Here is a 25,986-nt window from a genome sequence, read left to right on the forward strand (position 1 = left end):
GGCCCGATAATGCCCCCCGTCCAGCAGCGTCGGCGGCCCTTTGCCCGCCTGTTCGACAACCGCGCCACGCTGATCCTCACGCTGCTGGCGCCGGTGATGATCTTCTTCATCGTGTTCAACACGATCCCGACGCTGTGGCTGCTCGGCCTGTCCTTCTACAATTTCTCGCTGACCAGCGGCATGCCGCCGGACTTCGTCGGCTTCCGCAATTTCTTCGCCATCCTCGCCAGCAAGAACGGCATCTGGTTCGACCTGTCGCGGACCTTCACATTCGTCCTGTGCGGCGTCACCATCCAGACCCTTCTCGGCGCGATGCTCGGCTTCCTGTTCTGGGGGTCGAAGGACATGCCGGGCCGGCGCATCGCCCTGACCCTCCTGTTCGCGCCGATGGTACTGACGCCGGTGGCCTCGGGCACCTTCTTCCGCTTCATCTACGACCCGACCTTCGGCGTGCTGAACTATCTCGGCCGGGCGCTGTTCGACAGCGGGCCGATCGACTTCCTCGGCAATCCCGAGCTCGCCTTCTGGGCGGTGCTGGCGGTGGATTGCTGGATGTGGACGCCGTTCATGACGCTGATGACGCTGGCCGCTCTCGGCTCGGTGCCCAAGGCCGAACTGGAGGCCGCCGAGATCGACCGCGTGCCGTTCCTGAGGCGTCTGACCCTGGTCATCTGGCACCACGGCAAGTTCATCATGATGCTCGGCATCCTCCTGCGCACCATCGACAGCTTCAAGACCCTCGACCTGATCATCCCGATGACCAAGGGCGGGCCGGGCCAGACCACGCGGCTGGTGGCGCTGGAGCTGAACAAGCAGGCCTTCGAAAGCTTCAACATGGGCTGGTCGTCGGCCTATGCCGTCCTTCTCCTCCTGATATCGATCGCCATGACCAGCGCCTTCATCTTCGTCCTCAGCCTGCGTCGCCGCCGGGAGAACGGAGCATGAGCCGCCTGCGCGAATGGCTGTACTACGCCGCCCTGTGGCTGATCGCGCTGATCTTCTTCGCGCCGATCGCCTGGATCGTCATGTCGTCCTTCAAGACCCGCAGCGACATCCTGGCGGTGCCGCCGAAGCTGTTCTTCAAGCCGACGCTCGACAATTACGTCGACCTGTTCAATCGTGGCGAGATCTTCCTGCAGATCGCCAATTCGGTGGTGCTGTCGATCGGCGCCGTGCTGATCGCCGTGGTCGTCTCGTTCCTCGCGGCCTTCTGCTTCTCGCGGTTCCGGCCGAAGGGCACCGACTTCCTGATGTTCCTGCTGCTGTCGATCCGCATGCTGCCGGGGCCGGCGGTGATCCTGCCGGTCTTCCTGATGTATGTCGCCTTCGGCTGGAAGGATTCGCATCTCTGGCTGATGCTGTTCTACGCGATGTTCTCGATCCCCTTCTCGGTGTGGATCCTGAAGGGCTTCCTCGACGGCGTCTCGACGCGCTTCGACGAGACCGGCATCGTCAATGGCGGCTCGTGGTTCCACGTGATCTTCAAGGTGGTGATGCCGCAGGTCCGGCCCGGCCTGATCGCCGCCTTCATCTTCAACCTGATCTTCGTGTGGAACGAATATCTCTTCAACTTCATCATCGGCGGCGTGAACACCCAGAACATTCCCTATGCCCTGTCGGTCGGCACCTATTCCGACGGCGGCGTCAACTGGACGTTCATCTCGACCATGACCTCGGTCTACATCATCGTGCCGGTGGTCTTCATCTACATCTTCCAGAAATATCTGCTGGTCGGGATGACCTTCGGCACCGTGCGGGGAGAGGTCTGACCATGAAAGCCACCCGCACCTTTCCCGAACGGCTGGAAACGATCCTGATCTTCGGCCTCCTGGCCGGCATCCTGATGATCGCCCAGCGCTACAATCTGATGGTCTACAAGGTCGGCCTGTGCGTGCTGGTCGCCTCCACCCTCCTGCAGATCGCCGTCGGCAATCTGCGCAAGGACGCCTCGGCCGGGGCCAGCCTGTTCTTCATCCTCAAGGTCCTCCTGGTCATCGCGGCCGTGTTCTCGGTCGGCATCCTGATGGTCCCGACATTCTCGCAACTCGGTCGCTGATCTCCATGTCGCTGCAGTTCCAAGGCATCACCAAGAGCTACGGCAAGACCGTCGCTCTCGACGCGCTGACCCTCGACGTCGCGCCGCAGAGCTTCACCGTCCTGTGCGGCCCGCCCCAGTCCGGCAAGTCGACCCTGTTCCGCATCCTCGTCGGGCTGGAAAAGCCCGATGCCGGGCAGATCCTTCTGTCGGGCCGCGATATCGTCGGCGATCCGCCGGCCGAGCGGCCGATCGGCTACGTGCCGCAGAACTTCGCGCTCTACCCGCACCAGACGGTGGCCCAGAACATGGCCTATCCGCTGACGCTGGCGCGCTTTCCCAAGGACGAGATCGCGGCCCGGGTCGACCGGACCGCCGGCATCCTGTCGATCACCCATCTTCTGGCCAAGACGCCGGACCAGCTCTCGGGCGGCGAGAAGCAGCGCGTCGCCGTGGCGCGCGGCCTTCTGAAGGACGCCCAGATCTTCGTCCTCGACGACCCGCTGGTCGGGCTCGACTACAAATTGCGCGAGCGGCTGATGGACGAGCTGAAATCGCTGCGCGAGGAGCTGAACGCCACCTTCCTCTATGCCACCTCGGATTCGCTGGAGGCGCTGACCATGGCGCAGCGGCTGGCCGTCATCGACCAGGGCCGTGTGATCCAGGATGGCGAGGTAACCGCGGTCTATCACCAGCCCTCCCGGGCCCGCTCGCTGGACCTCATCGGTTTTCCCAACGCCAATCTCTATTCCGGCAGCGTCACCGACGGCACGGTGACGGCCGGGCCGCTGCGCCATCCCGCCGCCGGCCTTGAAGAGGGCAGCGCGGTGATCGCCGGCATCCGGCCCGAGCATGTGAGGCTGAACCCCGAAGGCCCGGCGATCGGCACCCAGCCGGCGCGGGTGACGCTGGTGGAAAATCTCGGCGGCGAGGCGGTGGTCTATCTCGATCTCGACGGCCACTCCCTGACCAGCGCGATCCCGCTGTTCGATCGCGCCCCGCCCGAATTCGACAGCACGGTCGGCGTGCGGATCGACCCGGCCGACATCTTGCTGTTCGACGGCACCAGCGGGCAGCGCCTGGCGGCAGCGCCATGACCGTGTCGCAGGCCCAACGCGTTCGAACGGGACAGAACATCCATGGCTGAAATCGTCATCGAGCACGTCACCAAGCGTTTCGGCAGCTTCACCGCCGTCGACGACGTCCACATGACCTTCGCCGACGGCGAGGTCGCCTGCCTGCTCGGCCCGTCCGGCTGCGGCAAGACCACGCTGATGCGCATGCTGGCGGGGCTGGAGCGCCCGAGCGAAGGCCGCGTCCTCTTCGGCGGGCGCGACGTGACCCGGCTGCCGCCGCGCAAGCGCAATGTCGGCATGGTCTTCCAGTATCCGGTCATGTACCCGACCCTGTCGGTGGCCGAGAACCTGGAACTGCCGATGCGCCACGACCGCAGCGTCTCGACTGCCGAGCGCAAGCGCCGCGTCGACGAGGTTCTGGACGTCCTCGACCTGCGACCGCTGGCCGGTGCCTTCATCGAGCAGCTCGACGCCGGCAGCCGCCAGAAGGTCGCCGTCGGCCGGGCCGTGGCGCGCCAGTCCGAGATCGTCCTGTTCGACGAGCCCACCACCAATGTCGAGGTCAATGCCAAGCTGCAGCTGATCCGCGCCTTCAAGCGGGTCACCAAGCGGCTGAAGCAGACCATCGTCTACGTGACCCACGACCAGACCGAGGCGATGACGCTGGCCGACCGGATCGCCCTGATGAAGGACGGCCGGATCATGCAATACGACCGCCCGCAGGTGCTCTACGGCCAGCCGACCACCGAGTTCGGCGGCTGGTTCCTCGGCAATCCCGGCATGAACTTCATTCCCGCCGAACTCGACAGCCGCGGCATCCACGCGCCGATCCTCGCCGAACCGCTGCCGGCGCCGGCCAGCCCGCCGCGCGGCCAGCTGACCCTCGGCATCCGGCCGGAACTCGTGCGCATGACCGGCGAGCCCACCGAGGGCAGCGTCGGCGCCATCCTCGTCGACCAGGCGATCGGCATTGCCGGCCGCTACCTGACCAAGGCGAAGATCGGCGAGACGGTGGTCAAGGTGAACACCGACGGCCGGCCGCCGGCGGCGCTCGGCGGCGCCGTGCATCTGTCGGTGCCGCGCGACCGGCTGATGCTGTTTGCCGACGGCAACCGCGTCTCCTGACAGGGAAGGGCCGACCATGCGCTACGATGTCTCCGTCGTCGGGCTCTACATCCTCGACATTCTCGGGCGCCCCGTCAGCCGCATCCCGGATCGCGGCAATGTCGAGTTCATCGACGAGATCCGCCTGACCGTCGCCGGCACCGCCGGGGGCGTGGTGGTCAACACCGCCAAGCTCGGCCTGAACAGCCTGGCGGTCGGCGCCGTCGGCAATGACGAGAAGGCCGATTTCGTCCTCGGCGCGATGGACCGGCTGGGCATCGACATCTCCGCCATGCAGCGGCTCGATGGCATTCCGACCTCGGCGACGATCCTGAACATCCGGCCGAATGGCGAACGCCCGGCCCTGCACATGCGCGGCGCCTCGGACCATTTCGACGTCCCGCCGCGCCTCCACGACCAGATCTTCGACGCGCCGATCCTGCATCTGGGCGGCACCGGCCTCCTGAAGACTCTCGACGGCGAGCGCAGCAGGCTGCTCCTGGAAGAAGCAAAGCGCCGCGGCTGCACGGTGACCTTCGACCTGATCGCCGCCAGTGCGGAGACCGCCGGTCTGGTGCTGCCGCTGTTGCCGTCCATCGACTATTTCATGCCCTCGATCGAGGAGGCCCGCGACATGTCGGGCCAGACGACGCCGGCCGACTGCGCCGCATTCTATCTCGACCGGGGCGCGCAAACCTGCGTCTTCACCCTCGGCGGCGAGGGCGCCTATTACGCCGCCGCCGACGGCACGCGCCTGCATGTGCCGGCCTACGACATCGACGTGGTCGACACGACCGGCTGCGGCGATGCCTTCGACGCCGGCTTCATCACCGCGCTGACCCACCGTATGGACCCGGAAGCCGCCATCGATTTCGCCCAGGGCGTCGCGTCGCTGGTGGCCAGTGGCCTCGGCTCGGATGCCGGCGTCGTGTCCTTCGACCATACGAAGGAGCGGGTCGCGGCGCTGCAGGCGGGGCGCCGCAAGGGCTGACAGCGCGCCGCAGGACTGGCCCGATTGTGGCGCTGCTTCGCCCCCGCAGGGATGATCGCATCGCGCGAGATCCGCCCTGACATCCTGCCCGTTCCCGTGCCATGCGGCTTGCGCGCACGCGTCGGCGGTGCTTTATCTCCACCCGTTCTCAGGGCGGGGTGAAAGTCCCCACCGGCGGTATGCGGCGCTTGCCGCGAGCCCGCGAGCGCCCTTCGGCTTCGAAGGGGTCAGCAGATCAGGTGCGATGCCTGAGCCGACGGTCATAGTCCGGATGAGAGAGAACGTACGCAATGCGCGCCAGGCGAACGCCTCGCGTATTCGCGTCCGTGATCGCCTTGGGTGACGTGTCCGTTGCGAAGGAGATCACACCATGGCACCCACCCGATACGCATTCATCAAGGCCAACTGGCACGCCGACATCGTCTCGCGCGCCCTCGAAGGCTTCACCCAGATCATTCCCGCCGACCAGGTCGACGTCTTCGACGTGCCCGGCGCCTTCGAGATGCCGCTGATGGCCCGCGATCTCGCGATGACCGGCCGCTACAAGGCGGTGGCCGCCGCGGCCCTCGTCGTCGATGGCGGCATCTACCGGCATGATTTTGTCGCCCAGGCCGTGATCGATGGGTTGATGCGCGCCGGCCTCGACAGCGGCGTGCCGGTCCTGTCGGTGTCGCTGACGCCGCATCACTACCAGGAGACGGCCCATCACGAGGCGATCTTCCGCGAGCATTTCGTCACCAAGGGCCGCGAGGCCGCCGAGGCGGCGCTGATGATCGTCAAGACGCGGCAGGCGATCGAAACGCCCGCCGCCGCCATCCACCGCGTCGCCTGATCGGGGCGGTGGCCGGCCTCGGACGATGATCCTGCGACCGGAAGGCTCGCGCCACGGCGCGCGGACGATTGCAGTCGGGGCGCCGGCGTGGCTATCCTGTTCCGGCCCCGCCGATTGCCGGGCGGCGGGTCGCGCACCGGCGGCACAGGGGGACCGGACGCAGGAATGAATGCCACGGACTTTCCGGCCGACGTGCCCGATGCCCCGGACGATCTCGACGCTGCGTTCCCCTTCGACCTGCCTCCCCTCGTCGAAGGCGATCCCGTGGATGTCGTCATTCTCGGCGCCGGGGTGAACGGCGCCGGGCTCTTCCGCGATCTCTGCGCCCAAGGCGTCAGCTGCCTGATCGTGGATCGGGGCGATTTCGGCGGTGGCGCCAGCGCGGCCGGCTCGCGGCTGATCGAGGGCGGGCTTGCCGAGCTGGAGATCGGCGATCTCGCCGGCGCGAGACAGGCCGCCAGCGAGCGCAACCGCCTTCTGAAGAACGCGCCGCATTTCGTCGACATGCTGCCGGTGGTGTTTCCAGTCTTCTCCTGGCTCGGCGGAGTGGGTGCGGCACTGGCGACGCTTTTCGGCACGCCCACCGCCCCGCGGCAGCGCGGTGCGATCCTCGCCCGGCTCGGCCTTGCCCTTCACGACCGCTTTGCCGCGGCGCCCGTCGACACGCCGCGCCACCAGCTCCTGAGCCGGCAGGCGGCGGGGGCAACGTTTCCTGAGCTTTCGACGGACATCACCGCCGCCGGCCTCTACCAGGATGCGCGGATCACCGCGCCCGAGCGGCTGGTCTACGAGCTGGTGAAGGACGGGCTGGAGGCCTGCCCCGATTCCCGGGCCGCCAACTGGACGCGCCTCGTCTCCTGTTTCGGCGGAGGCCTCTCCTTCGAGAGCGAGGACGGCACGGATTTCGCCGTGCGCCCGACGCTGGTGGTCAATGCGGCGGGACCGTGGATCGACGAGGTCAACGCCGCTCTCGGCGCGCCCGCGGCGCAAGTCGCCGGGCGGCGGCAGAGCCACATCCTGCTCGACCACGAGGCGCTGCGCCGGCAGCTCGATGGCCGGGTGTTGCGTTTCGAGATGACGGGCGATGGCCGGGTCCTGACCGCGCAGGACTATCTCGGCCGGGTGCTTGTCGGGGCGACGGACGCCCCCACCGACGATCCGGACGAGGCGCGTTGTCCGGACGAGGACATCGCGGCGCTGCTCGATGCCCTGCGCGCCGTCCTGCCGGATCTCGACTTTGCGGCCGATCAGGCGGTCTGCACCTATGCAAGGACCGTTCCGTCGCCGGCGCCGGACGACGCGGCCGGCCAGACGCCGCGCCCCGGCGGGTCCATACCCGTCATGGAGGCCGACGAGGACCGGCCCTTCCCGATCCTGTCGCTGGTGGGCGGCCGGTTCACCACCTATCGCCAGTTCGCCGAAACGGCGAGCGACGCGGTTCTTCGGCGTCTTCAGCGCAGCCGCATCCAGTCGACCGAGCACATGGCGATCGGCGGCGGTCGCAACTATCCGGGCAATCCCCTGGCGCGCTCGGTGTGGCTCGCCGAGGCCTCCGTGGCGACATGGCTCGACGAGCCGCGGTTGGAGACCCTGCTGGAGCGTTACGGTACGACGGCGCTCTCCATCGCCCACCATATCTGTGACCATGTCGATGCCGACCGGCTGCCGGACGCCCGCTCGGTGAGCCTGCGCGAGATCGACTGGATCGCCCGCAACGAGGATGTGGTGCGGCTGGAGGACATCGTCCTGCGCCGCCTGAATCTCGGTGTCGCCGGCCTGTTCACGGCGCGCGACATCGAGGCCATCGCCATTGTCGCGGCGAGCGCGCTGAAATGGTCGCCGGAACGGCGGGCGGCGGAGATCGAGGCGGTGACGACGCTGCTTCGCGACACGCGCCGCATGCGGATCTGAGGACCTGCGCGGCGCATCCGGGACGCGCCGCGCAGGTCGAGCCGGTCAGGCGCCGTGATATTTGGCGTCGAGGGCGTCGATCGCCTTCACATTGTCGGCCGAGCGGCCGTTGGGATCGAATTCGCAGGCCAGATACGCCTCGGCGATGCTCTTGGCGAGCTCGGAGCCGACCACGCGGGCGCCCATGGTGATGATCTGGGCGTTGTTGGACAGGGCCGCGCGCTCGGCCGAATAGGTGTCGTGCGTCTGGGCTGCGCGGATGCCCGGCACCTTGTTGGCCGACAGGCAGACGCCGATGCCGGTGCCGCAGCACAGGATGGCCCGGTCATAGGTGCCGTCGAGAATGCCGCTGGCGACCCGGTCGGACAGATCGGCATAGAATTTCTCGGCGCCTTCGGGTGGATTGCTGACCTCGGAGACCTCGAGGCCGGCCTTGCCGGTCAGGTGCTCGGCAAGGGCCTTGGCGAGGGGGGCTCCGGCGCTGTCGCCGGCGATCGCGAGTTTCATGGGACGTCCTTTCTTCAGATGGTGGCGGCGCAGCGGGACAGGATGTCGAGATACCCCTCGACGTTCCAGGCCGACCGCCCGATGAACAGCCCGTCGATATGGGGACAGGCAATGAGTTCGGCGCAATTGCCGGAATTGACGCTGCCGCCGTAAAGGCATGGCAGCCGGCGTCCGGTGATCTCCTCGGTCGCCGCGATGATGCGCGCCTGGCGTTCGTCGGCATAGTCGGGCGCGGCGGGCGTGCCGCCCTCGCCGATCGCCCAGACCGGCTCGTAGGCGAACAGGATCGGCGCGGCCATCTGGGCCTCTGAGAGCTTCGACAGCGCGGCCTCCACCTCGCGCCGCAGCACCGCGTCGGCACGGCCCGAGGCCTTGTCCTCGGCGCTTTCGCCGATGCAGATCAGCGGGATCAGGCCATGGCGGATGGCGGCCTCGGTCTTCAGCCCCACCGTCTCGTCGGTCTCGCCGAAATGCGCCCGGCGCTCCGAATGGCCGAGCTCGACCATGTCGGCTCCGCAATCGGTGAGCATCGGCGCGGAGACCTCGCCGGTCCAGGCGCCCTCCTCCGCCCAGTGCATGTTCTGGGCGCCGACCTTGACGTCGGTGCCGGCGAGGATCGCCTTCACCTCGCGCAGGGCGGTGAAGGGCGGAATGACGAAACGCTGGATGCGGCCGTCGCCGGGCGCTCGCGCGAGCTGTTCGGCGAAATGCCGTGCCGCGCCCAGCGTCTTGTTCATCTTCCAGCTCGTGCCGATCCAGACTTGCGGCGCTTCGGCCATCACGCGTCTTCCTCTGCCAGATACAATCGAATGCCGTCCTCTTCGAGCGCGGCGGCCTTTTCGCGGGGCAGGGCCTGCGACGTCACCACCCCGTCGAAGACGCCGAGATCGGTGAACAGATGCAGGGCGGTGCGCCCGAACTTGAAATGATCGACCATCAGATAGCTCTCAGCCGACGAGGCGATCATCCGCCGCTTGACGGCCAGCACCTCCTGGTCCTGGTGGAACGCCGTCCGGCCCTTGATCGAGGAGCTCGACAGCAGCACGATATCGGCCCGTAGCGAGGCCAGCGCCGTCTCCGTCACCACGCCGAAGAAGCCGTTGAACTTCTTCGAATAATTTCCGCCCAGCGCAATCAGTTCGATCCCCGCCTCGCCGGCAAGGCCGGCGATCACCGCCATGTTGTTGGTGACCACGGTCAGCGGCCGCTTCTCGCGCAGGAACGGCACCAGGCTTCCCGCCGTCGAGCCGTCATCGACCATGACGCACATGCCGGGCTGGACGAAATCCGCCGCCCGCGCCGCGATGGCCCGCTTTTCCGCCGCGGCCATGCGCGCCCGGTAGCGGAAATCGCTCTCGAACTGGCCGCTGGCCTCGATCGTTGCGCCACCGCGCGTGCGGCGCAGGAGACCGTCCGCCTCCAGTTCGTCGAGATCGCGGTGGATGGTCATCTTCGAGACGCCGAAATGCAGCGCCAGGCGATCCAGCGTCGCCGCGCCTTCCTCGACGAGGATATCGACGATGCCGCGCCTGCGATCGTCCCGCTTCACGATGACCTGCCCTTCCCGACCGCCCGCGCGATCCCGCCTCGATGTAACAGGCCGCAGGGAATTCGCAACACACCCTATGTGATTTTGTTATGTTCGATTGTGGCGCGGTGAGGTCGTGGCGCCATGACATAGCCGGGTCAGCGATCGCCACCGCGGGCGAACCCGCCGGCATCCCGGCGGATGCTTGGCAGGCGGGCGGCCTTCGGCGTAGAACCGCAGCGATCCGGACCGTGTGCTTGACGCAGCCGGATCGGCCGACCCCCGCGCCCTTCCAGGCGGCGCATGATGGACCTCGAGGAGCGTATCGCCATGACCATGTCCCTGCCCGCCAAGGTCCGCATCGTCGAGGTCGGCCCCCGCGACGGCCTGCAGAACGAGCCGAAATACCTGCCGACCGACCAGAAGATCGAACTCGTGCGGCGCCTGGCGGCGGCCGGCCTGACCGAGATCGAGGTGACGTCCTTCACCCATCCCAAATGGATCCCGAACCTTGCCGACGCGGAAGAGGTGACGCGCGCCGTCGCCGACCTGCCCATCACGCCCTTCGCGCTGATCCCCAACCGCCGCGGTCTCGACCGGGCGATGGCCGCCGGGGCCGGGGGCGTCACGCTGGTCGTCTCGGTGACCGACGCCCACAACACCGCCAATCTCAACCGCACCACCGAAGCCTCGGTCACCGAATTGCTGGAGCTGGAGGCCGAGGCCCGGCAGGCCGGCCTGAAGACCCGCGTCTCGCTGTCGGTGGTGTTCGGCTGCCCCTTCGACGGCGCCGTCGCGCCGGAGCATGTGGCCGAGATCGCCAGCCGCTTCGTCGAGGCCGGGGCGCCGCGCATCGGCCTTTGCGACACGATCGGCGTTGCCAATCCCAAGCAGGTCCATGCCCTGTCGACGCTGATGCTGAGCCGGTTTCCCGACACCGAGTTCGAGCTGCATCTGCACGACACGCGCGGCCAGGCGCTGGCCAACACGCTGGCCGGACTGCAGGCGGGCATCCGGTCCTTCGACGCGGCGGTCGGCGGCCTCGGCGGTTGTCCCTACGCGCCGGGCGCGACCGGCAATTCGGCGACCGAGGACGTGGTGGCGATGCTGCATGCCATGGATGTGGCGACCGATGTCGATCCGGCAGGTGTCCTCGACGCGGCGGCCCTTCTGGCCGACTGGCGCGACACGCCGCTCGACAGCGCCGCCTGGCGGATCGCCCGGTCCGGCGGCGCGGCCTGCGGAACCCCGGCGGCCCGCGCCACCGCCTGAACGTCTGCCGGAAACGGATTTGACGGCCGAGCGGAGGGCTGCGGGAGGCCGTCAGGCGTCCTCGGTCAGCCGTGATCGTTCCGGGCAGGCCGCATCGGCGCCGTAGAGCACGACGCGGTTGCGGCCGGACTGCTTGGCCAGATAGAGCGCCTCGTCGGCGCGTTTCTGCAATTGTTGCGGCGTGACGTCGCCGTCACCCGGCTCCAATGCCGCGACACCGATGCTGATCGTCACCTGGGGCGAGACCTGCGACCCCGGATTGGCGAGCCCGGCATCGGCGATGCTGCGACGGATCCGCTCGGCGGTGGCGAGTGCCGCCTGCGTATCGACGCCGCGCAGGAGAACCAGGAACTCCTCGCCGCCGTAACGGGCGACCTTGTCGCCGTCCCGCCGCACGCAATCGCCGATGAGCCTGGCCACTTCGATCAGGCAGCGATCGCCCTCGCCATGGCCGAGACGGTCGTTGAGGTTCTTGAAGTCGTCGATGTCGCACATCAGCAAAGCGCCGGACACGCGGCTCCGCGGCGCGCTCCACAGCGCGTCGAGGATCTCCGTCATCCAGCGCCGGTTGGCCACGCCGGTCAGGGGATCGGTCCGGGCGAGTTCCTCGAGTCGGTCGTTCGCGGCGGCGAGTTCCGCCACGCGGGTCTTGTCGCGCAGGTCGAGGAGAAACGCCTTCTGGGCCAGAAGCGTCATGCTGCGCCGGGCCACCACGGTCGCGCCGATGCCGCAGGCGAAGAACAGCGTCCACGCGAGGGCACTGCCGGTTCCCAGATCCGGATTGCGGAGCTGGAAGATGCAGTAGAGACAGACGGTGATGGCCGCGATCGCCGCCGTCCAGCGCAGCGGGATGCCGAAGATGATGATGGCCGAGATCGCCACCACCATCATGATGTTCAGATAGCGTTCGTGATAGCCGCCGCCCGCCGCCTCGCCGATCAGCGCGACGCCCAGGAGGATGACCCCCATCCCGACGACCAGGGCGACGCGCTGTAGGCGCTGGGCGCGGGGCTTGCGCCAGATCAGGAAGACCGCGATGGCCACTGGCGACAGGACCGCGCCGGGCACGAGCATCGACAGGGTCACCGCCGGCGGCAGCGTCAACCAGGACAGCGTCAGCATCAGGACGTTGAGGAGAGCGACCCAGATCATCCAGGCCCGGATGATCTTGGCGGACTGGGACCAGATGCGATCGCGAAAGAGCTTGCCGATCTCGCCGTCCAGGCGGATGTCGCGCGTCCGCATGGCCAGCAATTGCTCGACATCGGTGATCACGGGCCGCGAGCCGTAGAACCGGACGCGCGCAAGCGGGCCGGATCGTCGCTTCGGAACGGACGCGGGCGGAACGGTCATGCGCGGCACATTGGTGATGTCTCCTGCGCCGAGCTTCGCAGACAAGCGTAAAAGCAAGATTGCCATATCATACCGGATCAGCCTCTTTGCCCGGCCCGGCTGGGGTCATCGGCGCCGGGCGCCATCGCGGCGATTGACGGGCCGTCGCCGCTCGCCCATCGTCGCCCGCATGACCACGATCCTCGATCTCACCGGGCTGAAATGCCCGCTTCCGGCCCTGAAGACCCGCAAGGCGCTCGGCGGCATCGCGCCGGGCGAGCTCTTGGAGGTGCGCTGCACCGATCCGCTGGCGGTGATCGACATTCCCAATCTGGTCGCCGAGATGGGCTACCGGCTCGCGACCACCGAACGCGAGGGCGAGCGCAGTGTCTTCGTGATCGAGAAATCGGCCCCGACCGCCGCCACCTGACCGGCCTGCCGAACGCTGACCCGCAGTGACAGGCGGCAATGGATGGCATCGTCCAACGCCCCATGAAGACCGTAAAAGCCGCCTGCGACAAAGACGGGAACTTGTCCCGTTGCCGACCGTAAGGACGCCGGGCTAGCGTCACTGCAACGGTCGTCTCCCGGCTTCCTGCCCCTCCCAAAGGCAGCGGGGCCGGGGCGACCGGGTCCAGTTTTCCCGCGGTCCCGGAATGGAGGCCGATCCGCGGGTCATCCGTCCATCGCCGGTTGCGACGGCCCGGTCAGACGGGCACGGACCGGCGCGCCACGGATCGGCGGGCGACGGGAAAAACACGGCTCGCGAGGACGGGTCGGCATGGCGTATGGTCGGCCGCCCCTGAGGGCCGCCGAGACAGACGCAGACGGGGCCAGCCCCGCCGGGAGGAAAGATGAGACGACTGACCCTGACGGCGCTCGCCGCCACGCTCGCTCTGTCGGCGAGCCCCGCCTTTGCCTACAAGATCTTCGTGTCGAACGAGAAGGGCAACGACATCACGGTGCTCGACTCGGCCGATTTCGCCGTCGTCGACACCTTCGAGGTCGGCCAGCGGCCGCGCGGCATCGCCGTCAGCCCCGACGGCAAGCATCTCTATGTCTGCGCCAGCGACAGCGACACGATCCAGGTCTACGACACCGAGACCTACGAATTCATCCGCACCCTGCCGTCGGGCCCCGACCCGGAGCTCCTGGTCGTTTCGGCGACCGGCGACCGGCTCTATGCGGCCAATGAGGACGACAATCTCGTCACCGTCATCGATCTGGAAACCGGGGCAAGGCTGGCCGAGATCCCGGTCGGCGTCGAGCCGGAAGGCATGGGGATCTCGCCCGACGGCGCGATCATCGTGAACACCTCCGAAACCACCAACATGGCGCATTTCATCGATCGGGAGACCCACCGCATCGTCGCCAATGTGCTGGTGGATTCGCGGCCGCGCTTCGCCCAGTACAAGAGCGACGGGTCGGAGGTCTGGGTGACCGCCGAGATCGGCGGCACGGTCAGCGTGATCGACGCCGACACCAAGGAGATCAAGAAGAAGATCACCTTCGAGATTCCCGGCATCCGCTCCGAGGCGATCCAGCCGGTGGGCGTGCGGATCACCGACGACGGCTCCAAGGCCTATGTGGCGCTCGGACCCGCCAACCGGATCGCGGTGATCGACGGCAACACCTACGAGGTGCTGGACTATCTGCTGGTCGGCCAGCGGGTGTGGCAGCTCGCCTTCTCGCCGGACCAGACGCATCTGTTCACCACCAACGGCATTTCCAACGACATCTCGATCATCGACGTGGCAGCCGACAAGGTCATCAAGTCGGTGCAGGTGGGACGCGAGCCCTGGGGCGTGGCCGTGGCGGGGGACGAATAGCCGGCCGCGCGTCGCGGGGAGGATCTGAAGGGCTGCGTCCCGCAGCCGTGTTTTGGGGAGAGAGAGAATGAAACCAGTCTGGCTATCGCTGATGGCGGCCTTCCTGGCCTTTGCGCCGGCGACCGTCGCCGCCGCGCAGGACAGCGGCAATGCGTCCGTCACCGCCGATGACGACGATGATGATGATGACGACGATGACGATGACGACGCCCATGGCGGCGCCATGGTGCCGCCGGCCAGCGAACTGGAGATGATGCCGGGCTCGGAAATGATGCCGGCCAGCGCCCTCAACGGCGACCAGATCGGCCTGCCGCCGCTGTCGCTCTCCTCGCAGATCATCACGCCCCTGACGATCGGCTCCAGTGACGATCCCTATGCGGTCAGCGCCAAGGATTTCGTCCTGCGCGCGGGCCAGCCCTATCGCTGGGACATCGTCTCGGATGGCGGCGTCGAGTACAAGTTCCATGCCCCGGCCTTCTTCCGGAGCGTCTGGAACAACCAGATCGTCATCGAGGATCGCGAGATCCACATGAACGGCGCGCCGGCCTGGCTGGAATTCGACGCCAAGGGCCCGATCACCGTGCAGTTCCAGACCATCCGTCCTGGCCGCTACGACTGGTATGTCGAGGGGCTGGACGAGAAGGAAGGCATGAAGGGCACGATCACGGTCGTTCCCTGATCCGCAACTTTCCAAACGATCACGGGCAGCCCGCCCCGCCGGTCCGGCGGGCGGGTTGCCGGTGTTTTGGCGGGTGTTTTCTCCGAGCCCTCGCGGTAAGGTCGGGCGGGCGCACAGATTGCAACGGATGACGATGGTTTCAGCCACCAAGCCGCATGAGCCAGGGGTCGCTGCCCTTTCCGTCGCCCATGTCAGCCATGCCTATGGCGCCCGCAAGGCGCTCGAGGACGTGTCCTTCACGGTGCCGCAGGGTTCCTTCACCGCGCTGCTCGGCCCCAATGGCGCCGGCAAGTCGACGCTGTTCTCGCTGGTGACGCGCCTGTTCAACGTGCGCGAGGGCCGGATCGACATTCTCGGCTGGCCGCTCGACCGCCATCCCGGCGAGGCGCTGCGCCGTCTCGGCGTGGTATTCCAGGCGCGCACCCTCGATCTGGAACTGTCGATCGGCCAGAACCTGACCTATCACGCCGCGCTGCACGGCATGTCCCGCGCCGCCGCCCGGCAGCGCATCGCGGAGATCCTGCAGGGCTCGGAGCTGATCGACCGGCTCGGCGACAAGGCCCGCAGCCTGTCCGGCGGCCAGCTGCGCCGCGTCGAGATCGTGCGCGCCTTCATGCATCGGCCCCGCCTGATCCTGCTCGACGAGCCGACGGTCGGGCTCGACATCCGCTCGCGCGCCGAGATCGTCGCCGAGGTCCGCCGGCTCGTCGCCGACGAGGGCGTCAGCGTCCTGTGGGCGACCCATCTGATCGACGAGATCGACGAAAGCGACCGGGTTGTCGTTCTGCATCACGGCAAGGCGCTGGCCGAAGGCCGGGTGCCGGACGTCGTGGCGGCGGAAAGCGCCGGCTCGATCCGCGACGCCTTCTCGCGGCTCACCGGGCTGGCGACGCCGAAGGTGGAACCGGAGACGATGCCATGAGCGCCACGCCCGACATGGCCGGCCGCGAGCCGGCCCGCGGCTTTCCGCTCGCGGCCTATGCGATCTGCCTGCGCGGCATCGTCGGGCGCGAGGCGCTGCGCTTCCTGCATCAGCGCGAACGCTTCGTCTCGGCCCTGGTGCGCCCGCTCCTGTGGCTGTTCATCTTCGCCGCCGGCTTCCGGCAGGTGCTCGGCGTGTCGATCACCGCGCCCTACCAGACCTATATTCTCTACGAGGTCTACATCACGCCGGGACTGGTCGGCATGATCCTCCTGTTCAACGGCATGCAATCGTCGCTCTCGATGGTCTACGACCGCGAGACCGGGACGATGAAGACGCTCTTGGTGTCGCCGCTGCCGCGCTGGTTCCTGCTGGTCGCCAAGCTCGGCGCCGGCGTCGCCGTCGGCATTCTGCAGGTCTACGTGTTCTTCGCCATCGCCTGGTTCTGGGAGGTGCAGCCTCACTGGTCGGGCTATCTCTACGTGCTGCCGGCGCTGATCATCAGCGGCCTGATGCTCGGCTCGCTGGGCATGCTCCTGTCGTCGCTGGTGCAGCAGCTGGAGAATTTCGCCGGGGTGATGAACTTCGTGATCTTCCCGATGTATTTCGCCTCCTCGGCGCTCTACCCGCTGTGGCGGGTGCAGGAATCGAGCCCGCTGCTCTACCAGATCTGCCTGTTCAACCCGTTCACCCACGCCGTCGAGCTGGTGCGCTTCGCGCTGTACGGCCAGCTCAACGCCCCGGCGCTGGCGATCGTCGTCGGCTGCACGATCGTCTTCCTCGGCGGCGCGATCATCTCCTACGACCCACAGCGCGGGCTGATCAGCCGCAAGCGCCAGCAATAGGCAGCATCCGGCGGCCGCCGATGCCGGGCCGCCATTGCGCGCCGCGATAAAGGGAGGATCCCCATGTTCGTCCGTCTCACCGCCCGTCACTTCGCGATTGCCACCGTGTCGCTGCTGGCCCTCGCGACCGCCATCGGCGCCGGCACCGCAGCGGCGCAGGACGGCGCATCGCCGCGCGCCGTGCCGGAGGGCTTCGTCGTGCCCGGCCCCGCCCCCACCAATGCCCCGCCGGCCGATGCAGCGGCGCCGGAGGGTAACGCCGCGGAGACGGACGGGGAGCCGGCTGCCGGCGACGGCGCGCCGGCCGATCCGATGAGCTTTGCGCGCGGCGGCGAGAAGGGCACCACCGACTGGCCCTGCGTCCAGCGGCGGGTGGAATCGATCACCCCGGCGCAGATCTGGGCGGGACCCGATCTCGCTTTGGCCGACACGGTCGAACGGACAACCGAGATGCGGGCGCTGATCGACCGGGTGGTGGCCCGCCGCCTGCCGCTGGACGAGGCCGAAGCGCTGGTCCGGGCGCATGTCGCCGACCTGCCGGAGGCCGAGCGCGAGGCCGTCGCCACCGCGCTGTTCGTCGACATGCTGGCGCGGCTGAACAACGAGCGCAGCGAGGTGATGGGCGGCATCGAGCGCTACGGCGCCAAGCAGAAGGCGCTGGCGGCCAAGCTGCGGGCGCAGTCGGCCGACTTCGCCGAGGTGCAGCGCGATCCCGCATCCAGCAACAACGACATCGAGAACGCCCGGCAGGCGCTGCTGTGGGACACGCGCATCTTCAACGAGCGCCGGGAGTCGCTGACCTATGTCTGCGAGGTGCCGATCCTGATCGAACAGCGGGCCTTCGGGCTGGCGCGGGTCATCGCCGGCGCGCTGTAGGGCTGCACGTCCCGACGAGGGTAGCGGCCGTCAGGCCGCGATCATGTCGGATTCCGGAGTCTTGGCGCCGGTCATCAGCGCCACGGCGTCGTTCATCGAGGCCGTCTTCGGGTCGATGACGCAGAGCCGCTTGCCGAGACGGTGGACATGGATCCGGTCGGCGACCTCGAAAACATGCGGCATGTTGTGCGAGATCAGGACGATCGGCATGCCGCGCGAGCGCACGTCCTGGATCAGCTCCAGCACCTTGCGCGATTCCTTCACGCCAAGGGCCGCCGTCGGCTCATCGAGGATCAGCACCTTGGACCCGAAGGCGGCGGCGCGCGCCACCGCGACGCCCTGGCGCTGGCCGCCCGACAGGGTCTCGACCGCCTGGCCGATGTTCTGGATGGTCATCAGGCCGAGTTCGGAGAGCTTGTCGCGGGCGATCCGCTCCATGGCGGTGCGGTCGAGCATGCGCAGATATTTGCCCATGAAGCCGGGTTTGCGGATCTCGCGGCCGAGGAACATGTTGTCGGCGATCGACAGCGCCGGCGAGAGTGCGAGGTTCTGGTACACGGTCTCGATGCCGGCATCGCGCGCCTGCATGGGCGAGGTGAAGCGCACCGGCTCGCCGTTCAGGCGGATCTCGCCCTCGTCGATGCTGACGGCCCCCGAGATCGCCTTGATCAGCGAGGACTTGCCGGCTCCGTTGTCGCCGATCACGGCGAGGATCTCGCCGGGATAGAGATCGAAATCGGCGTGATCGAGGGCGGTGACGCGGCCGTAGTTCTTGACGATGCCGCGGGCCGAGAGGACGGGTGTCTGGGACGTGCTCATGCGGAGACCTTCCTGATCCACTGGTCGATCGCGACCGCGAGAATGATCAGCCAGCCCGTGGCGAAGAGCTGCCACAGGACGTCGACGCCGGCGAGGCGCAGGCCGGAATTGAAGACGCCGACGATCAGGGCGCCGATCATCGGTCCGATGATCGAGCCACGTCCGCCGAAGAGCGAGATGCCGCCGATCACCACGGCGGTGATGGATTCCAGATTGGCCTCGAAGAAGGAGGTCGGGCTGACCGAGCCGACGCGGCCGATCGAGGCCCAGGCCGCCAGGGCGCAGATGAAGCCCGAGACCATGTAGACCGAGATCAGCGTTCGGTCGGTGCGGATGCCCGACAGTTCCGCCGCTTCCTTGTCGTCGCCGATGGCGTAGACATGCCGGCCCCAGGCGGTGCGGTTGAGGACGAACCAGAGCACCACGAAGATCACGACCATCAGGACGACGCCCCAGGTCAGGACCGCGCCGCCGATGTTGAAGCGCTCGCCGAACAGCTTCAGCAGCGGGGCCTCGGCATCCAGCGTCTGGCTGCGGATCGTCTCGCGATTGGAGAAATAATAGTTCAGCGCCAGGAAGACGTTCCAGGTGCCGAGGGTGGTGATGAAGGGCGGCAGCCGCACCTTGGTCACCAGGATGCCGTTCAGAAGGCCGGTCAGCGTGCCGACGACGAAGCCGGAGAGGATGGCGAGCGGCACCGGCAGCCCGGCCTCGACACTGAGCCGTCCCATGATCACCGAGATCATCACCATCACCGCGGCGACCGACAGGTCGATGCCGGCGGTCAGGATGACGAGGCTCTGGGCGGCGGCGAGAATGCCGACGATCGCCACCTGCTGCATGATCAGCGACAGGTTGAAGGCGGAGAAGAAATTGTTGGAGACCACGCCGAAGACGGCGACCGACAGGAGCAGCACGATCACCGGCACCATGGTCGGTGCGCCGTGAAGGAAATGCTGGGCCGCGTCGAGCGGGCCGCGCGAGCGGCGCTCGAAGGCGGCGACCGTCACGTCGCTGTCCTTCAGGGAGGATTCGAAATCCGCTCCCCGGCTGGTCGGATCACTCATGTCGTCTCACTCCGGTCGGCCCTGCCATGCCCCTGCATCGGGCCGGCTCGGCGAAGGTGGAAGCGGGTTTGCAGGGATGGAAAGGGGCGGCCCGAAGGCCGCCCGCTCGTCCATCATCCCCAGCAGCGATCGAGGCCTTCCGCCACGCTGATCGACTCCACGCCGTCCACCGGCGCATCGGTCACCAGGTTGACGCCGGTGTCGAAGAAGTCGAGCCCTTCGGTCGGCTGCGGCACGGTGCCGTCCTTGGCATACTGGGCAATCGCCTCGATGCCCTTGGCCGCCATGTCCAGCGGATATTGCTGGGAGGTGGCGCCGATGACGCCCTCTTCGACGTTCTTGACGCCCGGGCAGCCGCCGTCGACGGAAACGATCAGGACGTTCTCCTCCATGCCGAAGGACTTCAGCGCCTCATAAGCGCCGGCCGCGGCCGGTTCGTTGATCGTGTAGACGACGTTGATGCCCGAATCCTTCTGGAGCAGGCTCTCCATCGCGGTGCGGCCGCCTTCCTCGTTGCCGGCGGTCACGTCGTGGCCGACGATGCGCGGGTCGTCCTCGTCGCCGATCGTCGCCTCGTCCTTCACGTCGACGCCGAAGCCCTTGAGGAAGCCCTGGTCACGCAGAACGTCGACCGACGGCGCGGCCGGCGAAAGGTCGAGCAGCGCGATCTTGGCGTCGGCGGCCTTGTCGCCCATCGTCGCCTTGGCCCACTGGCCGATCAGCAGGCCGGCCTTGAAATTGTCGGTGGCGAAGGTCGCGTCGGCCGCGTCGATCGGCTCCAGCGGCGTGTCGAGGGCGATCACCAGAACGCCGTTGTCACGAGCCCGCTTGACCACGTCGGTGATCGCCTTGGTGTCGGAGGCGGCGATCAGGATGCCCTTGGCGCCGGCCGCGATGCAGCTCTCGACCGCCTGGACCTGGGTCTCATGGTCGCCATCGACCTTGCCGGCATAGCTGGACAGCTCGATGCCGAGTTCCTCGGCCTTGGCCGAGGCGCCTTCCTTCATCTTGACGAAGAACGGGTTGATGTCGGTCTTGGTGATCAGGCAGGCGCTGGTCTTGGCGTCCTGCGCGGCGGCCGGCGTGGCGAGGGCCGCGAGGCCGACAATGGCGGTGGATGCGAGTAGCGTACGGAATGTCACGTTGAGAACCTCCCAGAACCGTCGGCCGATGCCGACATTGCGCGCCGTGAAACGCGGCGGGCCGGCCTCCTCGCCAGCCCCGTCGACCTTACGAAACACCAAGCCGAGAACGCTGTCAACGATAATAAATCACGTTGATTTATTTATTGACGGCGGCATGGATCGATGCAACGCTCCGGCCGTTGCGCGCCATGTGGGAATATGGGTCGCCGTACGGTCGCGTCGACCGGGCGGCGCCATCGCAGCGCACGCAGGGAGGATGCATGGACCCCCAGGCCGACGGCGTTCCCGCCGACTTTCCGCCGATCTCCGGCCGCATGCGGGGATCCAACCAGTCCGGGCTGCGCGCCCATAACGAGCGCACCGTCCTCAGCCTGATCCGCCAGCACGGCGAGCTCGCCAAGGCCGAGATCGCCCGCCGCACCGGCCTTTCGGCGCAGACTGCATCGGTCATCATGCGGGCGCTCGAGGCGGAGGAACTGGTGCTGCGGGACATGCCGCGGCGCGGCCGGGTCGGCCAGCCTTCGATCCCGATGCGGCTCAATCCCTCCGGGGCCTTCGCCTTCGGCCTGAAGATCGGCCGCCGCTCGGTCGAACTCGTGCTGATGGATTTCCTCGGCGTGGTGCGGGCGCGCGAACGGTTGACCTATGCCTACCCGGACGTCGACCTCGTCCTCGATTTCGTGCGCGCGGCGCAGCCGCGGGTCGCCAGCGCGATCGACGCCCGGCTGCGCCTGCGGATCGTCGGCCTCGGCGTCGCCATGCCCTACGAAATGTGGTCCTGGGCCGAGGAGATCGGCGCGCCGGCCGAACGGATGGACGCCTGGCGCCGGGTCGACATCGTCGCCGAACTCGTGGCGATCACCGGCCTGCCGGTCAATCTGGCCAATGACGCGACGGCGGCCTGCGCCGCCGAGAACGTCTTCGGCGCAACGACGTCGCTGGACTATGTCTATTTCTTCGTCGGCGCCTTCGTCGGCGGCGGGATCGTCATGGGCGGCGACCTCGTCACGGGACGCACCGGCAATGCCGGCGCGCTGGGCTCGATGCCGGTGCCGCGCGCCGCCCGCGAAGGGGTGGCCGGCGTCCGGCTGGACGGCTTCGAGCAGCTGATCAATTTTGCCTCGATCCATGTCCTGGAGAAGATGATCGCGGCCGAGGGCGGCGATCCGCTGGTCCTGTGGAAGGATGCCGGCGCCTGGGACGAACTCGGCACCGTCCTCGACCACTGGCTGGGCATCGCCGCGCGCGGCCTCGCCTATGCCATCGTCTCCGCCAGCGCGGTCTATGATTTCGAATGCGCCGTCATCGACGGCGGCTTTCCCGAGAACGTGCGGGCACGGCTGGTCGAGGCGACCCGGCGGGCCATGGTGCGGCTCAGGCGCCAGGGCCTGACGCCCCTCGATATCCGCGCCGGGACGATGGGCGCCAGCGCCCGCGAGATCGGCTCGGCGAGCCTGCCGTTCTTCGCGCGGTTCCTGCTCGACCACCGGGGGCTGTCCGCCGAGGCAGCGTGAGGGCGGCAACACGAGTCACGGGGAAATTGATCGGCCGGACGCGTCGCAACCTTGCCTCAATGCGCCATGATGATAGACACGTCAGCAGGGAATACCCCCTGCCCTCGGAGGAGCGCGAGCCGGTTCGCTCCCGCATCTCTCCTCGTTTTCCCGCCAGCCGCCCGATCCGCGATCGGTCGATGGCGCTCGGTCGGCGAGGGCACCCCAGCTTGGATACTCCTTGACCTCCACCGATACGGTCGGCACCGCAGCCGACGCCAAGACCATCTCCTGGACCAAAGCGCTTGCACGGTACCGCAAGCCGGATACCGCGCGCAGCGTCTGGGAGATCGCCGTCACCGCCATCCCCTTTGTGGCCCTGTGGGCCCTGACCGCCGTCGCGGTCACCCACGGCCACTGGTGGGGGCTGATCCTCACCGTGCCGGCCGCCGGATTCCTGGTGCGGCTGTTCATGCTGCAGCACGATTGCGGCCATGGCTCGCTGTTCGCCCGCCGCGCGGTCAACGACTGGACCGGCCGGGTCATCGGCGTCGTCACCTTCACGCCCTATGATTACTGGCGCCGCACCCATGCCGTGCACCACGCCACCACCGGCAATCTCGACCAGCGCGGCATCGGCGACGTCGATACGCTGACGGTCGCCGAGTATAATGCCCTGACCAAATGGGGCCGCATCCGCTACCGGCTCTACCGCCACCCGGCGGTGATGTTCGGCCTCGGGCCCGCATGGCTGTTCATCTGCCAGTACCGCCTGCCGGTCGGCCTGATGCGCGCCGGCGTGCAGCCCTGGACCTCGACGCTCGCCACCAATCTCGGCATTGCCATTCCGGCGGCGCTGCTGATCTGGGCGATGGGCCTCGTCCCCTTCCTGGCGGTGCAGCTGCCGATCACCCTTATGGCCGCCACGGCAGGCGTCTGGCTGTTCTACGTGCAGCACCAGTTCGAGGAGACCCACTGGTCGGAGAGCGACGAGTGGAAGTTCCAGCACGCCGCCCTGCACGGCTCGTCGCATTACGACCTGCCGCCGGTGCTGCGCTGGTTCACCGGCAATATCGGCATCCATCACGTGCATCACCTGTCGAGCACGGTGCCGTTCTACCGCCTGCCGGAGGTGCTGCGCGAATTTCCCGAGCTGCACGGGCTCGGCCGCATCACCATTCGCCAGAGCTTCAACTGCGTGAAGCTGGTCCTGTGGGACGAGAGCGCCCGCCGGCTGGTGTCGTTCCGCGATGCCGCCAAGTCGCTCGGCGCACGGCTCGAACCGGCACCCGCCACCGCGGCCTGAGACGAACGGATGGCAGCGGCGCGTTCGAGGGACGCGCCGCTGCCCGACTTATCTGAACTGCTGCCTTTTGCCCGGCCGCGCCTAGGCGCCGCCCTGCCAGGCCTTCACCGCGTCCAGCGGCCACAGCAGCATCAGGACATTGAGGGTGAGATTGTCGCGGATCATCCAGCCGACGAAGATCTCCAGCCCCAAAGCGATGGTCACGGCCAGCCAGATCGGCAGCCGGCTCGCCAGCCAGAACCCCAGCACCATGAAGCCGATGTCGGCCACCGAGTTCAGGACGCTGTCGCCGTAATAGTCGAGGGCGATCGTCGCCTCGCGGTAGCGCTGGATCACCGCATCGGTGTTCTCGGCGATCTCCCAGGCGCATTCCACCACCAGCGCCAGGATGAGCCGCGTGCCGAAGCTGGCGCGGCGCAGGACCAGCCAGGCGGCGAAGAAGAACAGGAAGCCGTGGATCAGGTGCGACGGCGAGTACCAGTCGGACAGATGCTGGGAATTTTCCGAACTGACCACGACGCCGTGCCACAGCTTGATCGTGCCGCATTCGCAGATCGGCGTGCGGCCCATGGCCAGAAGGATCGCCGCCGTGGCGACGACGATCGCCAGCGCGGCCAGTCCCTCGATCCAGCCGATCCTGTTCAGTCTCTCGGTCATCGACGCCCCTCACGCAAAAAGGCCGGCGCTGGCGCCGGCCCTTTCCCCATAGCGCGGCGCGCGGGACGCGCCTACTGCATCTCGGTGATGCGGCCCTCGGTGAAGGGGGCATAGGCGGCGTTGTCGCGGGCGAGATACTCGACCACCACCTCTTCCAGCGCCGGGCCGAAATCATAGGCCTCGGTACCCTTCTCGGCGAAGACGCCATAGCCGTCGCCGCCGCCGCGCATGAAATTGTTGGAGACGACGAGATAGGTCTTCTCCGGATCGAGCGGCACGTAGCCGTCGCCCTCGCGGATCTCGATCGAGCGGATGCGGTCCTCGCCCGGCGTGCCGGCCCGCGACCAGCTGTATCTGAGACCCGCCACCTGCGGGAAGCGGCCGCCGCCCTCCTCGACCTCGGAGACGCCGTTCTCGAGCGCCGCCTTGATGTCGGCGCCGGTCAGCTTGAAGGTCGACAGGGTGTTCTGGAAGGGCAGCACCGTCAGCACGTCGCCCATGGTGATCTCGCCCGCGTCGATCGAGGCGCGCAGGCCGCCGCCATTGACGATGGCGACCGCCGTGCCCTGGTCGGCGACACGGGCCAGCATGGCGTCGGCGACGAGATTGCCCATTTCGCATTCCTGCGCCCGGCAGGTGTCGCGCGACCCGTCGATGGGGTCCTCGGTGCGGCCGACGACCTTCTCGCGGATCTCCTGCAGGGGCTTGGCCAATTCCTCGATGCGCGTCTTGAGATCGCTGTCCTCGGCGATCTCGCCATCCATGATCACCGGATTGCCGACCGCGGCGGTGACCACGCCGGAATCGTCGAAGGTCACGGTCAGTTCGCCGAGATACTTGCCATAGGCGTAGGCCTGGACGATCGGCACGTCGACGCCGTCCGGGTTCGGCACCATGGTCGGATAGGGACCGGCGGCCTTCTCGTCGGTGTTGGACAAGAGTGTGTTGGAGTGGCCGCCGACAATGACGTCGATGCCGCTGACGGCCGCGGCGATGCGCTGGTCGACGGCGTAGCCGGAATGGCTGAGGAGCACGATCTTCGTCACGCCCTCGCCGGTCAGCCGGTCGACCTCGGCGCGGACCGCCTCGATGGGATCGGAAAAGCGCACATTGGGGCCGGCGCTCGACAACTCACCGGTGTCGGCCGGCGTCACGCCGATCAGGCCGATCGTCTCGCCGTCCTTCTCGATCACCGCCGAGGGCTTCAGCGTATCGGCCAGTTCCGGCTCGGCCGAGATGTCGGCATTGGCGAGCAGGATCGGGAACTCGACCTCTTCCATGAAGGCCCGCAGCACCTTCGGACCGTCGTCGAACTCGTGGTTGCCGACGGTCATCGCGTCATAGCCGAGCGTGTTCATCATCTCGGCGGCGGCCTTGCCCTTGTAGCGGGTGTAGAACAGCGTGCCCTGGAACTGGTCGCCGCCGTCGACGAGCAGCGTGTTGGGATGGGCTTCGCGCGCCGCCCGGATGCCCGACAGGAGCCGCGCCGACCCGCCGAAGCACTTGGCTTCCGCCAGTTCGTCGGCCGAACAGGTGGAATCGTACTTGTTGATCGGCTCGATCCGGCTGTGCATGTCGTTGGTGTGCAGGATCGTCAGCGTGTAATCGGCGAGCGCCGGGCCCGCCATTGCCGCCGTCAGCGCGATCGCCGCGACCCCTGTCAGTAGCCTCATGTCACATCTCTTTCGCTGGGGGATGCCAGGATCCCGAAGTAGGCCGGGCGGATCGCAGGGCGTGCCGCGCATCCGTGATGATAGGCA

The 25,986-nt window shown here is 67.7% G+C and carries 26 protein-coding genes and 1 riboswitch; of the genes, 17 read left to right on the forward strand and 9 right to left on the reverse strand.

Features of this window, described 5'->3' with window-relative positions; genetic code table 11:
- The first annotated feature begins 9 nt into the window (after window positions 1-9).
- From H536_RS0113235 to H536_RS0113270, 8 genes are all read left to right on the forward strand, one after another.
- Complete coding sequence (locus H536_RS0113235) at window positions 10-945, forward strand: carbohydrate ABC transporter permease (RefSeq protein ID WP_009211305.1); 936 nt, start codon at window positions 10-12, stop codon at window positions 943-945.
- Window positions 942-1,769, forward strand: a complete 828-nt coding sequence (locus H536_RS0113240) for a carbohydrate ABC transporter permease (RefSeq protein WP_024350929.1) — start codon at window positions 942-944, stop codon at window positions 1,767-1,769. The genes H536_RS0113235 and H536_RS0113240 overlap by 4 nt, the downstream gene beginning before the upstream one ends.
- A 2-nt stretch (window positions 1,770-1,771) precedes the next feature.
- Window positions 1,772-2,056, forward strand: coding sequence for a hypothetical protein (locus H536_RS0113245; RefSeq protein WP_024350930.1), 285 nt, complete (start codon window positions 1,772-1,774; stop codon window positions 2,054-2,056).
- Window positions 2,057-2,061: 5 nt separating this feature from the next.
- Window positions 2,062-3,132: an ABC transporter ATP-binding protein gene (locus H536_RS0113250; RefSeq protein WP_024350931.1), complete on the forward strand. Its 1,071-nt coding sequence runs from the start codon at window positions 2,062-2,064 to the stop codon at window positions 3,130-3,132.
- Window positions 3,133-3,174: 42 nt separating this feature from the next.
- Window positions 3,175-4,236 (forward strand): ABC transporter ATP-binding protein, encoded by a 1,062-nt coding sequence (locus H536_RS0113255; RefSeq protein ID WP_024350932.1) that lies wholly within the window; start codon window positions 3,175-3,177, stop codon window positions 4,234-4,236.
- A gap of 16 nt (window positions 4,237-4,252) precedes the next feature.
- Window positions 4,253-5,206 carry a carbohydrate kinase family protein gene (locus tag H536_RS0113260; protein ID WP_024350933.1) on the forward strand — a complete coding sequence of 318 codons (954 nt, stop codon included), beginning with the start codon at window positions 4,253-4,255 and terminating at the stop codon, window positions 5,204-5,206.
- A 140-nt stretch (window positions 5,207-5,346) separates the two neighbouring features.
- Window positions 5,347-5,493: riboswitch (FMN riboswitch) on the forward strand.
- A gap of 83 nt (window positions 5,494-5,576) precedes the next feature.
- Window positions 5,577-6,038, forward strand: coding sequence for a 6,7-dimethyl-8-ribityllumazine synthase (locus H536_RS0113265; protein WP_024350934.1), 462 nt, complete (start codon window positions 5,577-5,579; stop codon window positions 6,036-6,038).
- Between the two features lie 165 nt (window positions 6,039-6,203).
- Window positions 6,204-7,949: a glycerol-3-phosphate dehydrogenase/oxidase gene (locus H536_RS0113270; protein WP_024350935.1), complete on the forward strand. Its 1,746-nt coding sequence runs from the start codon at window positions 6,204-6,206 to the stop codon at window positions 7,947-7,949.
- A gap of 45 nt (window positions 7,950-7,994) precedes the next feature.
- Here H536_RS0113270 and derI read toward each other — a convergent pair whose 3' ends face one another.
- From derI to H536_RS0113285, 3 genes are read right to left on the reverse strand one after another with little or no spacing between them, the layout of a single operon-like run.
- On the reverse strand, window positions 7,995-8,456 hold the full coding sequence (gene derI, locus H536_RS0113275; protein WP_024350936.1) for a D-erythrulose-4-phosphate isomerase: 462 nt from the start codon (window positions 8,454-8,456) through the stop codon (window positions 7,995-7,997).
- 14 nt (window positions 8,457-8,470) lie between these two features.
- A complete protein-coding gene (locus tag H536_RS0113280) occupies window positions 8,471-9,235 on the reverse strand; it encodes a triose-phosphate isomerase (RefSeq protein ID WP_024350937.1) in 765 nt (254 codons plus the stop codon).
- On the reverse strand, window positions 9,235-10,005 hold the full coding sequence (locus H536_RS0113285) for a DeoR/GlpR family DNA-binding transcription regulator (protein WP_024350938.1): 771 nt from the start codon (window positions 10,003-10,005) through the stop codon (window positions 9,235-9,237). Before H536_RS0113285 ends, H536_RS0113280 begins: the two co-directional genes overlap by 1 nt.
- Before the next feature lie 282 nt (window positions 10,006-10,287).
- Between H536_RS0113285 and H536_RS0113290 the strand changes: the two genes are divergently transcribed.
- The gene (locus tag H536_RS0113290; RefSeq protein WP_192844232.1) at window positions 10,288-11,256 is read left to right on the forward strand and encodes a hydroxymethylglutaryl-CoA lyase; all 969 of its coding nucleotides are present in this window, start codon (window positions 10,288-10,290) and stop codon (window positions 11,254-11,256) included.
- Window positions 11,257-11,307: 51 nt separating this feature from the next.
- On the opposite strand, the gene H536_RS0113295 is transcribed toward H536_RS0113290, so the two are convergent.
- Complete coding sequence (locus H536_RS0113295; protein WP_024350940.1) at window positions 11,308-12,609, reverse strand: GGDEF domain-containing protein; 1,302 nt, start codon at window positions 12,607-12,609, stop codon at window positions 11,308-11,310.
- A gap of 169 nt (window positions 12,610-12,778) precedes the next feature.
- Here H536_RS0113295 and H536_RS0113300 point away from each other — a divergent pair, with 169 nt between their 5' ends.
- From H536_RS0113300 to H536_RS0113325, 6 genes are all read left to right on the forward strand, one after another.
- The gene (locus tag H536_RS0113300) at window positions 12,779-13,018 is read left to right on the forward strand and encodes a sulfurtransferase TusA family protein (protein WP_024350941.1); all 240 of its coding nucleotides are present in this window, start codon (window positions 12,779-12,781) and stop codon (window positions 13,016-13,018) included.
- A 424-nt stretch (window positions 13,019-13,442) separates the two neighbouring features.
- The gene (locus tag H536_RS0113305; protein ID WP_024350942.1) at window positions 13,443-14,417 is read left to right on the forward strand and encodes a YVTN family beta-propeller repeat protein; all 975 of its coding nucleotides are present in this window, start codon (window positions 13,443-13,445) and stop codon (window positions 14,415-14,417) included.
- A gap of 67 nt (window positions 14,418-14,484) precedes the next feature.
- Window positions 14,485-15,096 carry a cupredoxin domain-containing protein gene (locus tag H536_RS22625; RefSeq protein ID WP_244495427.1) on the forward strand — a complete coding sequence of 204 codons (612 nt, stop codon included), beginning with the start codon at window positions 14,485-14,487 and terminating at the stop codon, window positions 15,094-15,096.
- A 133-nt stretch (window positions 15,097-15,229) separates the two neighbouring features.
- Complete coding sequence (locus H536_RS0113315; RefSeq protein ID WP_024350944.1) at window positions 15,230-16,018, forward strand: ABC transporter ATP-binding protein; 789 nt, start codon at window positions 15,230-15,232, stop codon at window positions 16,016-16,018.
- On the forward strand, window positions 16,015-16,863 hold the full coding sequence (locus H536_RS0113320; protein WP_024350945.1) for an ABC transporter permease: 849 nt from the start codon (window positions 16,015-16,017) through the stop codon (window positions 16,861-16,863). The genes H536_RS0113315 and H536_RS0113320 overlap by 4 nt, the downstream gene beginning before the upstream one ends.
- A 63-nt stretch (window positions 16,864-16,926) precedes the next feature.
- Window positions 16,927-17,739, forward strand: coding sequence for a hypothetical protein (locus H536_RS0113325; RefSeq protein WP_024350946.1), 813 nt, complete (start codon window positions 16,927-16,929; stop codon window positions 17,737-17,739).
- A gap of 30 nt (window positions 17,740-17,769) precedes the next feature.
- Here H536_RS0113325 and H536_RS0113330 read toward each other — a convergent pair whose 3' ends face one another.
- The 3 genes from H536_RS0113330 to H536_RS0113340 form a co-directional block, all read right to left on the reverse strand.
- Window positions 17,770-18,558, reverse strand: coding sequence for an ATP-binding cassette domain-containing protein (locus H536_RS0113330; RefSeq protein WP_024350947.1), 789 nt, complete (start codon window positions 18,556-18,558; stop codon window positions 17,770-17,772).
- On the reverse strand, window positions 18,555-19,625 hold the full coding sequence (locus H536_RS0113335) for an ABC transporter permease (protein ID WP_009211325.1): 1,071 nt from the start codon (window positions 19,623-19,625) through the stop codon (window positions 18,555-18,557). The genes H536_RS0113330 and H536_RS0113335 overlap by 4 nt, the downstream gene beginning before the upstream one ends.
- Before the next feature lie 113 nt (window positions 19,626-19,738).
- Window positions 19,739-20,767, reverse strand: a complete 1,029-nt coding sequence (locus tag H536_RS0113340) for a sugar ABC transporter substrate-binding protein (protein WP_024350948.1) — start codon at window positions 20,765-20,767, stop codon at window positions 19,739-19,741.
- 263 nt (window positions 20,768-21,030) lie between these two features.
- On the opposite strand from H536_RS0113340, the gene H536_RS0113345 reads away from it, so the two are divergent.
- Window positions 21,031-22,284, forward strand: coding sequence for an ROK family transcriptional regulator (locus H536_RS0113345; protein WP_024350949.1), 1,254 nt, complete (start codon window positions 21,031-21,033; stop codon window positions 22,282-22,284).
- 220 nt (window positions 22,285-22,504) lie between these two features.
- Window positions 22,505-23,569: a fatty acid desaturase gene (locus tag H536_RS0113350; protein WP_024350950.1), complete on the forward strand. Its 1,065-nt coding sequence runs from the start codon at window positions 22,505-22,507 to the stop codon at window positions 23,567-23,569.
- An 81-nt stretch (window positions 23,570-23,650) separates the two neighbouring features.
- On the opposite strand, the gene H536_RS0113355 is transcribed toward H536_RS0113350, so the two are convergent.
- Both H536_RS0113355 and H536_RS0113360 read right to left on the reverse strand, forming a co-directional pair.
- Window positions 23,651-24,226 (reverse strand): DUF2585 domain-containing protein, encoded by a 576-nt coding sequence (locus H536_RS0113355; RefSeq protein WP_024350951.1) that lies wholly within the window; start codon window positions 24,224-24,226, stop codon window positions 23,651-23,653.
- Between the two features lie 71 nt (window positions 24,227-24,297).
- Window positions 24,298-25,899 carry a bifunctional metallophosphatase/5'-nucleotidase gene (locus H536_RS0113360; RefSeq protein WP_024350952.1) on the reverse strand — a complete coding sequence of 534 codons (1,602 nt, stop codon included), beginning with the start codon at window positions 25,897-25,899 and terminating at the stop codon, window positions 24,298-24,300.
- Window positions 25,900-25,986: the final 87 nt, after the last annotated feature.

Origin of the sequence: Aurantimonas coralicida DSM 14790, assembly GCF_000421645.1 — a bacterium.
In the GTDB taxonomy this organism is placed as follows: Bacteria; Pseudomonadota; Alphaproteobacteria; order Rhizobiales; family Rhizobiaceae; genus Aurantimonas; species Aurantimonas coralicida.